This window comes from Kitasatospora sp. NPDC002965, from assembly GCF_040611255.1.
Lineage (GTDB): Bacteria > Actinomycetota > Actinomycetes > Streptomycetales > Streptomycetaceae > Kitasatospora.
Map to the genome: position 1 here is coordinate 5,633 of NZ_JBEXNT010000166.1, position 12,595 is coordinate 18,227.

Annotated in this window: 3 protein-coding genes; all 3 read left to right on the forward strand. The window is 73.3% G+C overall.

The features are described 5' to 3' along the window. Window positions 1-366: 366 nt before the first annotated feature. The 3 genes from ABZY91_RS37375 (at window position 367) to ABZY91_RS37385 (ending at window position 12,429) form a co-directional block, all read left to right on the forward strand. Complete coding sequence (locus ABZY91_RS37375) at window positions 367-7,302, forward strand: hypothetical protein (protein ID WP_355408130.1); 6,936 nt, start codon at window positions 367-369, stop codon at window positions 7,300-7,302. 80 nt (window positions 7,303-7,382) lie between these two features. After that, the gene (locus ABZY91_RS37380; protein WP_355408132.1) at window positions 7,383-8,906 is read left to right on the forward strand and encodes a hypothetical protein; all 1,524 of its coding nucleotides are present in this window, start codon (window positions 7,383-7,385) and stop codon (window positions 8,904-8,906) included. A 157-nt stretch (window positions 8,907-9,063) separates the two neighbouring features. Continuing rightward, on the forward strand, window positions 9,064-12,429 hold the full coding sequence (locus ABZY91_RS37385; protein WP_355408134.1) for a right-handed parallel beta-helix repeat-containing protein: 3,366 nt from the start codon (window positions 9,064-9,066) through the stop codon (window positions 12,427-12,429). Window positions 12,430-12,595: the final 166 nt, after the last annotated feature.

Below are 12,595 nucleotides of genomic sequence, written 5' to 3' on the forward strand. Positions count from 1 at the left end.
GAGACCGAGGACACCCGCGAGGTTCGGGACGAGGACTCCTCGGACTCCGAGGACGAGCGGAGGACGCCCGCGCAGCGGGAGGCGGACGAGCGCCGCGCCGAGGAGAGGCGCGCGGGTAAGCGCCGGGCCGACCGGACGGAGGAGACCCCGGAGACCGAGGAGACCCACCGGACGGAGGAGTCCCGGGAGACCGAGGACACCCACCGGACGGAGGAGACTCGGGAGACCGAGGACACCCGCGAGGTTCGGGACGAGGACTCCTCGGACTCCGAGGACGAGCGGAGGACGCCCGCGCAGCGGGAGGCGGACGAGCGCCGTGCCGAGGAGAGGCGCGCGGGTAAGCGCCGGGCGGACGACGTCGGGGACGTGCCCGTTGTCCCGCATCCGCCGCTGAACGACGGTCTCACGATCGTCGCGTCGGAGACCCGCGACAACGTCGACCAGGGCCCGCAGGTGCCGAAGCTCGTCCTCGACCGCGGGGTGCTCGCCGGCTCGCACATGGTGACCAGCCTCGGCAAGCCGGACACCGTGCTGGTCAGGGAGCTCGGTACGAAGATCGCCGAGGCCCTCCCCGCCGACACGCCGAACCGGGAGTCCTTCGCCCGGGCGCTCGCCGAGAGCGTCGCCAGCGGCACGAGCCTGCGTTCCCTGGTGTCGGCCCTGTCCAGGGGGGACGTCCTGCACATCCCGGTCGGGACCGACGCCCGCCAGGGCACCGTCACCATCCGTGGCGAGGTGGCGGACCTGGTGCGCCACACCCGGAAGGAGAAGTTCGAGTACGAGGGCGGCGGCGACCGCGTGGTGACGCTCGGCGAGACCAAGGGCGCGAACAAGTCGGGCGGGCTCGGGCTCCAGGGGCGGGGCGACTTCTTCAAGATCATGCGGGTGGCTCTGGACGCCTTCGGCGTGAACCGCGACAAGACGCGTTCCGACGAGCTCACGACCAGCTCGAAGTTCTTCTCGCGGGCCAAGACCACGGAGGTCACCGAGGTCTTCCGCGGGAACCTGCTGGTCGAGGTGGGGTACCAGCCGAGGGGCAAGCGGGAGACCGACATCGCTCCGGCCCGACTGGATCCGAGGAACCGGAACCTCCTGACGACGCCGCTCGAAGTGGGCATCCCGGAGCGCGAGACCCGGCCGTCCACCGAGGCCGACATCAACAAGAACCTGCTGGGCGACCTCGACCAGGACCATCTCCGGCAGCAGCGGCTGCATTCCTCCAACGTCCTGCTGGACGTCCACGTGACCGGCGCGCCCCACATCCGCACCACGGCGCGGGAGGACGCGGGCGGCTCCGTGCAGATGGCGGACCGGAGCAGGCCGCAGGACACCCTGCCGACCCGCCGACAGGCCATGGTGGGTGTGGTCGAGGCCCTTCGCGAGAGCATCGTCCGCGAGAAGGCGACCCACGAGCAGACCGTCCGCGAGCGCACCGCCGACCAGGACGCCGCCGACCGGGACACCGCTCTCGACGACGCCGCGCGCGCCGACCGCACCCGCCGCGAGACGGAGACCGGCGCGAGGCTCGCCCGGGCCGAGGAAGCGCTCACGTACCACGGGAGCGTGCTGTCCGAGCGGCTCGTGGCCGAGTTCGGCTTCCGGCGTCTCCAGCAGGACTTCAAGGGCCTGACGAACGGCGAGTCGGTGATCGTCCGGGTGCCCGGCACCGACGTCTGGGCCGAGGTGAAGGCCGCCAGCCGCGGGATGCGCCTGGTGGCGACCACCAAGGACACCGAGTTCAACACCGGTGCCGGCGCGGCCATGACCAAGCTCCGGCGGAAGGTGGTGACCGGGTTCCTGCAGCTCCAGGGCGGCGGCCGGCTCGGCACCGACGTTCTGAACGTCGGCGCCAGCTACGGGAAGCGGTGGGGCAAGGACAGGATCATCGTCTCGGGCCGGACGCTGGAGACCGCGGTCACGACCAAGACCAAGGAGAACGGCGCGGTCCTCGACGGGGACGGCTACCTGGAGGTGACGATCCACAAGGGCGACGAGAAGCTGGGCGACACCATTGAGGTGCCGGTCGGGTTCCGGTCGCTGATGCCTCAGTCGGACCTCCTCGCCAACCAGCAGAAGGGGCCCGTCCTGGAGGCCGAGTACCTCCTCCCGGAGTCCGCCGTCATCCGCGACATCGGTTCGCTCGCCGAGGTGCGGAGCGATCTGGAGAGGGTCGGCCGGGAGCAGTACGGGAGCCTCTGGCCGCAGATCCGTACCGAGGTGATGCAGATCGTCACCCAGCCCTCGCTGGCCTCCAAGCTCGGTGCGATGAGCCGCGGGGACGAGTTCGAGCTGACCGCCTTCGACCGGGACAAGGTGGCCGGCGCGGTCGCCGCACTGGCGCAGCGCGGTCTCAAGGTGACCGTCAAGGCCACGCTGACCCACACCCAGCTCCTCCGGACGAGCGAGAAGGCCGACCTCAGCCGGCAGAACGAGTCCAGCAGCTTCAGGACCGAGCAGCGGTACACCAGTAAGTTCGATCTCAAGCAGGGGGCCGTCGGATACGCCCCGGTCAGCGAGATGCCCTCCGGCCAGGTACAGCTCAGCCAGGAGATCAGGGTCCGCGGCGGTGTCCGGGACGACGTCAACGACAAGCTCTACTCGAACAGCAAGATCCGGGAGGCGCAGGAGATCCACGGCGGGAGGATGAACCTGACGGTGGTCCTGGAAGGCGGCGGGTTCGGAACCCGCGAAGTCTCCGCGGGGATCGACACCGAGTTCAGCGTGAAGTCCCGCACCGACGCGCCGGCAACGGGCGGGCCGGGCCCGCTGCCGCGCAACGAACTCAGTGCCGCCTCCGTGGTGTCGTTCAGGAACGAGCCGGGGACGCCGGGCGGTGACCGGTTGTTCCAGGACGTCCGGAACGCGCTGAAGGACCGCTTCCAGTGGCGCGGGGGCGTCTCCGACTCCCTGGAGCGCACCCTCCGGTCGGATCTCGGCGCGGTCGCGATGCAGGCCAAGCTGTCCGAGCTCACCCGGGGCGGGGTGCTCAAGGTGCCGGTCGCCGGCCCGGGCTGGTCGGCCGAAGTGGTCGTCCGGGCCGTATTGAGGGCGGCGCCCGTCACGAAGTACACCGTGAACGACGCCGAGTTCGAGGTCGGGACCCAGAACCGGACGGGGCACGGCGTCATGCGGGACATCCGGGACCGGGTGACCGGCGTCCTCGGGCTGACCGGCAGGGCGCAGAAGGAGCAGGGCGGCGGGCCCGGGCTGACGGTGACGGGCGACTACTCCTACCGTCACGAGTCGTCGACCGGTGGCAACCTGCAGAGCTCCGGTACCGCCGTCAACCGGGCGAAGAACGTCTCGACCGCCGTCGTGTCCGACGTCGACGTCCAGTACCAGGTGGAGATCCGCGGCTGGACGGGCGGGCTGGTCCCCAGCACGACGAAGCTCGACCCGATCACGATGCCGGCGGAGGTCGTCACCCCGCAGTACGGCGTGTTGGCACCGGCCGATGTGCGCGCGGTTCCGGACCGCATCTGGCAGGACCACGTGCTCGGCTCCTCCGACGTCGTCACCAACGTGTTCAGGCCCAGCGGCCCGGCGGCCACGGTGGCGCCGGCCGACTTCGGCAAGGCCGTCCTGCGGGGGAGCAACGACCCGGGGGAGTTCGGCGGGCGCAACGTACAGGAATGGCTGCACGGGCTCGGCAGGTCCGGCCTCCGCCACAAGCTGTACGACGCGCTCAGCCCGAACAACCTGCACGACCAGCTCAAGACCATGATGTCGGGCCGGGAACTGGTGGTCTCCGACGGCGGTGTGACCGTCAGGATCGGCGCGTCCGTCAAGCGGCTGGCCCACGAGGGGAACACCACGACCACCGAGTTCAACACCGGGACGAACGTCGAGCACACCCACTCGGCGGCCGACGGGGCGACCGGCGGCGGCAGCGGCTCCAGCCACCAGCTGCGGGCCGGGGTGGCCGTCTCGACCGGCCTGTTCTACGCGGGCGACACGCTGGCCGCGTCCTCCAGCAACAGCACGCGCGAGACGTGGTCGAACCGCACCGGCTCGGGCAACACCACCAAGGTGAAGCCCGTGGGCAACGTCTTCACCGGCGAGGCCAACCTGCACTTCTCGGTCGAGTGGAAGGACCTGGTCAGCACCGAGGGCCGGTTCGTCATGGTCACCAAGCGGGCCTACTTCCGGCGCGAGGTCGGCATGGACGTGGTCATCGACGTCGCGGAGACCCGGGAGACCGTGCCGGGCAACCCGCCGAACGAACCGAACAAGGACTTCGTGGCCGCGACCGCGCCGCGCGGCGCCGCCCTGCGCAGAGGACTGAACGACGACCGGCCGGTCGCCGAGGCCACCCCGGCCCCGCCCGCCCAGATCCCTCCCCCCAGGGTGTGGACGCACGGGCTGGTCGACACCGATGTGGTGCGCGACGCCGGCATGTCCCCGGACGCGCGGAAGCAGCTGACGGACGGCGCCGAGGAGTTCCTGGGATCGGACAACTGGGACCGCGTCCGGGGCATGGTGGAGCGGATGATCGACCCGGTGGCGCTGGCCAGCCGCCTCGTCACCCCGCACACTCCGGACGCCTCGGCGGGGGACACCCGGAACGACGCCTCGAACCCCGCACCGGAAGGCGCTCCCACGCCCCCGGGCTCCGTCCGACCGACCCTCAAGGACGGCCCGGGCAACTCCACCCTCCTCCTGGGACGGACCGATCTGGCCGGCGACGTCCAGGTGGAGGTGCGGATGAAGATCAAGGAGCTGGAGTTCGTCAAGACCGACACCAGGAGCGACTCCAACCCGACCAACACGTCGTCGGTCACCGACGGCGTCCGGGCCCAGCGCGCGCTCCGCGTGGCCAACCGCATCACGGGGGGCGTCGTCACCCCCGATACCTTCGGGATGGGCCACGCCAGCCTCCGTGGCGGCATCTACGTCGACACCGCCTACGAGCGCCGGACCGACGTCGAGACGGTCGAGGGCGGCCAGATCGTCAACAACGCCAAGATCTCCACCCCGACCGCGCGGTACCGGGGCTTCGCCGAGGTGGAGGTGATCTACCACAAGGGCGAGCTGACCATGCCCCGCATGCAGCTCATGGCGATCGAGATCGACATCCCCGCCGGTGACACCACGCCGACGCCGGTACCGCACAACGGCTTCCTGCGCTTCCACGACGAGGCGCAGAGCGGCGAACTCCGCCTGCACGGCGCGCCGCCGGACGCGCTGAAGTCGGTGGCGGGTGCGCTGGGGCTCGACGTCGGCGCGCCCTCCGACCACGAGCGGATCCTGCGCGTCGGCCACATCGCCCGGAGGCTGCTCCCCGAGTCGCTCACCGTCGAGGGCCCCAGGGGCGAGCGGTGGTTGCGCGGCCTCGACCGGCTGCTCGACCTCGCCGCGAACGAGGAGGCCGGGACTCCCTTCGACCGTCTGCGCGACGCGATGGCGGGCCGGCCGGTGCCGGTCCAGGATCGACGCCGCCTCCAGGACCTCGTCGAGCACGTCGGCGCGGACCTCGATCTGGCGGCGGGAGACGCGAACGGCCACTGGGAGGTCCTGGGGGCGGGGCAGGAACAGCCGCAGCAACCGCAGCAGGGCGGGCAGCGGCAGCCGGACCTGAGTCTGCGCGAGCCGACCGTCCCGGACGTCCGGTGGACCGCCGACGCCGCCGACACGAGGTCCATGTCCCGACTGCTCGACCGGTTCCGGGCGACCGTCCTCCAGGAGGCCGCCCTCCGGGGGAACGCTCCGAGGGCGGAGGGGGACACCAGGCCGCCGGTGGTCGAGGTCACCCTGGACGGACCGGTCAATCGGGCCCAGCGGGAGGCCGACGCGCTGGAGCGGCGGCTGCGCACGCTGTCCCGGGGACTGACGTACGAGGTGGACGTGGTCATCCGGACCGTGGAGTCTCCGGTGCGGCGAGCGGCAGCCCCGGGCGAACCCGCAGGCGCCGTCCGCTCCTTCCGGATCGGACCGGAGACGCCGGACGCGGAGGACGGCTCGTCGGTGCGGCGTGCGGACGACGGGGTGATCCGGCAGTCGGAGGAGGCATCGGGCGCCCTGTCGGGCGGATCCTTGCCGAACGTTCCGCAGGTGCGGCGTCCCTCGCGGGAGGACGGGGCGGACGACCACGCGGACGACCAGGCCGATGGCCACGCGGGCAACCGGGCGGACGAGCAGGCCGACGACCAGGCCGACGACCAGGCGGACAACCGGGCGGACGAGCAGGCCGACAACCGGGCAGACGACCACGCGGACGATCAGGTCGATGACCAGGCCGACAACCGGGCCGACGACCACGCGGACGATCAGGTCGACGACCAGGCCGGCAATCGGGCGGACGAGCAGACGGAGGACGTGCGGGAGCTCCCGGGCGGTCCGCTGTCGTTGAACGGGTCGGGTCCGGGCCAGGGCTCGAACGTACCGCTGACGCGACGGCGGGACGGCGAGTCGGACGAGGCGCCGGCGCCGAAGCCGTCCGTGCGGCGCGCCACGCTGGACCAGGAGCAGGACGCCGGCCTGATCGTGCCGGGCCTGTCGGAGAGCCGCTCGCAGGAGAACCGGCCGCAGGGGAACCGGTCGCAGGAGGAGCGGTCGCCGGAGAACCGGGAGGTTCCGCTGCTGGACGCCGGTGCGTTCGTGCCGCGGCCGGTGCCGTCCCCGGACGACCCGCGTCGGCGCCCGACCGTGCCGACGGCGAGTTCGCGGCACGACGAGTCGGACGACTCGCTGACGTCGGATTCGCTGACGTCGGGTTCGTCGTCGCCGATCGAGCGGTCGGAGGGGCTACAGCACGAGCGCACGGAGTCGGGCGACTCGATGGTGACGGCCCCGCTCTGGCCGGTCGACGCCGCGACCTTCTACCAGCACGAGGGCGCGCGGTTGGGGGACGACTCGGACAACGCGTCGGTCGATTCGGACCTGCCGGACCTGCCGCACGAGCGCGACGCGTCGGGCACCTCGTGGCGGACGGCACGGTTGTACGAGGGTGAGGAGGACTTCTACCAGCACGCGGGTGCGCGGTTGGGGGACGACTCGGACAACGCGTCGGTCGATTCGGACCTGCTGGATTCCCGGAGCGAGCAGTCGGAGGACTCGTGGGTGGAGGTCCAGCCGCCCCGGTTCTACCAGCAGGGCTCGAACGTGCCGCTGGGGAGCGAGACGCCCCCGGTGGTCGAGTCGCCGCCGTTGCCGCCGTTGCCGCCGCACGAGGCCGGCGGGCCGCCGCGGATCGAGGAACCCGCTCCCCAGGAGACCCTGGAGGACAGCATCTTCACCGCCCTGACACAGATGTACAACAACGGCCGGGCGGCGGGTGAACCGCCCGGCGGTGCCCGGCCGTAGAGAGGGAGTGGGAGCACCCGAGGTCCTGTCGGCCGGGTGGTCCCACCGACAGGGACTGCATGCGGAGCCGAGGAGCTGCGGTGGGGACGAGCACGGGCGGGAACGGAACGACGGGCATACAGCTGCCGTCGGTGGCCTGGGAGATGGAGGAGGAGGGCGACGGGGCAACCACGGCCCCGTCGGCGGGTCCGGTGCCCTCCTCCGGTCCCTCGCCCTCCTCCGGAGCGGGCGCGGGCGCCGCGTCCGCTGCCGCCGGGGCTGCCGCCGTGGCGGCGGCGGCGCCTCCCGCGGTGCCGCAGTACGGGCCGCCCACGCCGGAGGCGTCGCCGACGCCGGCGGCCGTGCCCGCTCCGGACCCCGGTTCCTCCGGCAGCTTCCCGGAGGAGCCGGGAGCGCTGGAGCCCGTCACGCCCGAGCCGGAGGGCGGCGCGCCCGACGGCGCTGTTCCCGGGCGGCGCGCCAGGTTCAAGCGGCCCGCACTGGTCGCCGCCGCCACGGCGGGGGTCGTGCTGATGGGCCTGCCGTTCCTGATCACCGACGGCGCCGACCGCCGGGACGGCCACGGCGGTCGGGGCGACGACCTCGGGGTGAACCAGCCCGACCTCCAGCTCGTCGACGGTCCGCAGATCGACGACGCCCCGGTGCCGCCCGCACCCGTCGACCCGCCCGTCACCGGCGACCCGACCGCGGCGCCCACCGAGCCGGCGCCCGTCCAGGGACCGGCCCCGGGCACCCCCGAGACGCCCGTCATCGACGGCGTGCCGGCCGGCCAGCCGGGGACCGCCGTCGTCCCCGGTGCGGCCCCGAACCCGCAGAACACCCGGCCCTCCAACGGCTCCGCCCCGGTGGCCAAGGCGCCGGGGGGCGGTGGGACGCAGCAGCAGGGGAGCGGTGGCGGTTCGGGCTCGCAGCCCGCCCAGGGCCAGCCGCCCGCGGCGCAGCAGCCCGCGCCCCCCGCCGCCGGGCAGCCGCCCGCCGCGCAGCAGCCCGCGCCACCGGCCGCCGGGCAGCCGCCCGTGGCCCAGCAGCCCGCGCCGCCGCCCGCGACCCAGCAGCCCGTGCCCCCGGTCCCGGCCCAGCCGCCCGCCGCGGCGAAGGCGACCTACAAGGCCGTGGGCGGCACCGGGTGCTCCACCTCCTCCGCCACCTACGCCCAGCACGGCTGGTACGAGCAGGACACCAAGGGCTGGCTGAACAACTCGACCGGCGGGTACACCGGTTCGGGCTGCAACGGCAAGTACGTGTCGATGCCGATGTCCGGCGCGGAGGCCAAGGACGACACCGACAACTGGGTGCTCTGGACGTTCTCCACGGCGCCGGTGACCAATGGCAGTTGCAAGATCGCCGTCTACGTGCCGAACAACTCGGACGTCAAGGCGGTCGGCGCCGCGCCCGCGTACTACACCGTCCAGAACGCCTCGGGCGGCACGATCGGCGACTTCCCGGTCAACCAGAGGACCAACCGGGGCAGTTGGGTCACCGGGGGGACGTTCGCGGTGAGCGGCGGGAAGATCGCCGTGAAGCTGCACTCGCGCGGCATCGACTGGAACGACAAGGCGCACATCGCCGCGTCCGCCGTGAGCGCCGACTGCACGGCCGCCTGACACCGCCACCCCGGGCACCGCGCCCGCCTGCCCGCCGGAGCTCGACCCACCGCCCCACGACCCATCGCCCCACGACCCACCGCCCCACGACGACCGCAGCACCACCACCGCACCACGACGACCGCTATACGGCGAAGAACCCCAGGAGATGAAGGCCATGTCGCGCCATGTGCTGACGGTGTGCCCGGAGCAGCGCGGCGGCCCGTACCGCACGATCGGCGACGCGCTCGCGGCGGCCCGCAACGGGGCGGTGATCTCCGTGCGCCCCGGCCGCTACGAGGAGAACCTCGTCATCACCAAGATGGTCACCATCACCGCCGAGGAGCCGCGCGGCAGCGTCCGGATCACCGCCCGGCGAGGGTGCGTCGTCCAGGTGGTGGCCGAGGCCGTCCAGCTCACCGGCCTGATCGTGCAGGGGCAGGACGAGGAACTGCCCGCGGTCGACGTGCCGCGCGGGCAGGCGGCGCTGTCCGACTGCGAGGTGGTGGGCAGCTCCTGGACCGCGGTGCTCACCCGCCAGCAGGGCTCGCTCGCGATGCGCGACTGCCGGGTCACCAACCCGGCCGGCGCCGGCATCGTCGAGACGTCCACCGGCACCAGCGTGATCGAGGACTGCGTCATCGAGCACCTCGGGACGTCGGCCGTGGTGATCGGCGAACGGGCCAACCCGCTGCTGCGCAACTGCGTCCTGCGCGACGCGCGCGGCAACGGCGTCTGCGCGAACGGCGAGGCCCGCGGCACCCTGGAGGACTGCGAGATCTCCGTCACCGACAAGCCCGCCGTCGCGCTGGAGGAGCGCTCCACCACGCGACTGCTGCGCACCACCGTCCACGACACCACCATCGGCGTGTACATCAGCTCCGAGGCGCGCGTCCTGCTGGAGGACTGCACGGTGACCGGCACCTCCGGCCACGGCATCGCGCTCGCCGGCGGTACCGATCCCGAGCTGCGCCGCTGCCGGGCCACCCGCACGGCGGGCCACGGCATCCACGTCACCGCCCGTTCGCGCGGCGTCTTCGAGGACTGCGAGGTGGACGGCGCCGAGGGCACCGGCATCTGGGTGGGCGAGTCCGCCGGCCCGGTCCTGACCCGCACCGTCGTCAAGGACTGCGGCGCGGTGGGCGTCGAACTGACCGGGGGCAGCACCGCGGACATCGACCGACTGGAGGTCCGGGACGCCACCGGCGCCGGTGTGTCGATCACCGACGGCGCCAACCCCAGGCTGCGCCACCTGACCGTCACCGGCGCGGGCGCCGACGGCGTCGAGGTGGTCCGGGACGGCCGGGGCCGGCTGGAGGGCGTCGAGGTGGTGGACGCAGGCCGGTCCGGGCTGCGGATCGCCGACGGCGCCGACACCTTCGTCGGCAACGCGGTGGTGCGCGGGGCCAAGGGGGCGGGCGTCCTGGTCGGCAAGGTCGGCCGGGCCGCGCTGCGGGACTGCGAGACCTCCGCTTCCGGGGACGACGGCCTCGCGGTCGAGGACGGTGGCGAGCTGACCTGCACCCGGGTCCGCACCCACGGCAACCGCCGGCACGGCGTGCGGATCGGGGCCGGGGCGCGAGCCGTGCTGACCCAGGTCGACGCGGTGGAGAACATCGGCGACGGAGTGCGCCTCGACTCCGCCGAGGCGGTCCGGCTGACCGGCTGCACGCTGGCCCGCAACCGGGGCTCCGGCCTGCGGCAGACCGCGCCGAGCGAGCGGCTCGCCGTCGAACAGCTGGCCAGCGAGGAGAACGGCCTGCCCGACGCGCACGGCACCGCGACCGCGGCCACCGCCCGGCCCGCCACCGGCGCGGAGAGCGCCGACCCCGGCGGGGCGTCCGCGGCCGAGGTGGGGGGCCGGCCCGCCGGTGAGGCGGGTCCGGTCGTCGCGCCCGGTCCGCTGGAGGTGCTGGAGTCACTGGTCGGCCTGGCGGGCGTCAAGGAGCAGGTGGCCACCCTGGTCAACCTCAACAAGCTGGCCCGGCGCCGGGAGCTGGCCGGCATGCCGAGCCTCCCGATGAGCCGCCACCTGGTCTTCGCGGGCCCGCCCGGCACCGGCAAGACGACCGTCGCCCGGCTCTACGGCGCCATCCTCGCCGAGCTGGGCGTGCTGCGCAGCGGGCACCTGACCGAGGTGGCCCGGGCCGACCTGGTCGCGTCGATCATCGGCGGCACCGCGCTCAAGACCACCGAGGTGTTCCAGTCGGCGCTCGGCGGGGTGCTCTTCATCGACGAGGCGTACACGCTCTCGGCGGGCTCCGGCGGCAGTGGGCCGGACTTCGGGCGGGAGGCGATCGACGCCCTGGTCAAGCTGATGGAGGACCACCGCGACGACATCGTGGTCATCGTGGCCGGCTACTCGGCCGAGATGACCGACTTCATGGCCAGCAACCCCGGCCTCGCCTCCCGGTTCAGCCGGACCGTCGAGTTCGCCAACTACGAGGTGGACGAGCTGGTCACCATCGTGGAGAAGGCCGCCGGGGCCCACGGCTACGAGCTCGCCGACGGCAGCGTCGAGGCCCTGGCGCTCCTCTTCGAACAGATGCCGCGCGGCGCGGACTTCGGCAACGGGCGGGCGGCCCGCAAGGTCTTCGAGGAGATGGTGGACCGGCAGGCCACCCGTCTCGCCGCCCAGCCCGAGATCAGCGACGAGGACCTCGCGCTGCTCGTCCCCGAGGACGTCGGCGTCGAGCTCGCGGCCCCCGTGTCGGCGGCCGACGGCACCGAGCCGCTCGCCGAACTGGCCGCCCTGGTCGGGCTGCCGGCGGCCAAGGAGCAGGTCGAGGACCTGGTCAACCTGCTCCGTCAGGCCCGCCGCCGGGAGGAGGCCGGGCTGCCGACCGCGACCATCAGCCACCACCTGGTCTTCGCCGGGCCGCCCGGCACCGGCAAGACCACCGTCGCCCGCCTCTACGGGCGGCTGCTGGCCGAACTCGGCGTGCTGCCCAAGGGGCAGCTGATCGAGACCGCACGGGCCGACCTGGTCGGCCGCTACGTCGGCCACACCGCGCAGCTCACCAAGGAGGCCTTCGAGCGGGCGCGCGGCGGCGTCCTCTTCGTCGACGAGGCGTACACCCTGACGCCCCGGCACGGGGGCGGCGGCGACTTCGGCCAGGAGGCGGTGGACACCCTGATGAAGCTCATGGAGGACCACCGGGACGAGGTGGTGGTGATCGTGGCCGGCTACGACGACGAGATGCGGCACTTCCTCTCGTCCAACCCCGGCCTGGCGTCCCGGTTCTCGCGCCAGATCGACTTCGGCCACTACACGGACGACGAGCTGGTCACCATCGTGACGAACCATGCCGAGTCGGCCGGGTACAGCTGCGCGCCGGAGACGCTGGAGGCGCTCGGGCGACTGTTCGCCTCGGTGCCGCGCGACCGGACCTTCGGCAACGGTCGCTTCGCCCGGCAGACCCTGGAGGGCATGATCACCCGCCAGGCGGGCCGGCTCAGCCGACTGGACGTCGCCGACCTCTCCGAGCTCAGCCTGCTGCTGCCCGGCGACATCGCGGCGGACCGCCTCGGCAGCACGGTGTGAGCGGACGGGCCACCCGGGCCGGGCGGGCGACCGTCGCGGTGTGCGGTCTCACCCTGCTCGCCACGGTCGCCCCGTCGGTGGCGGCCGGGCCGGCGGCGGTGGCCGCCGTGCCGGCCGTCCTGCCGGCGGCGCCGGCGGCGCCCGGGGCGGGGCCGACGGCCGCCGT

Coding starts and splice junctions, on each gene's coding strand:
- ABZY91_RS37385 (WP_355408134.1), top strand. CDS start 9,064: ATGTCGCGCCATGTGCTGACGGTGTGCCCGGAGCAGCGCGGCGGCCCG.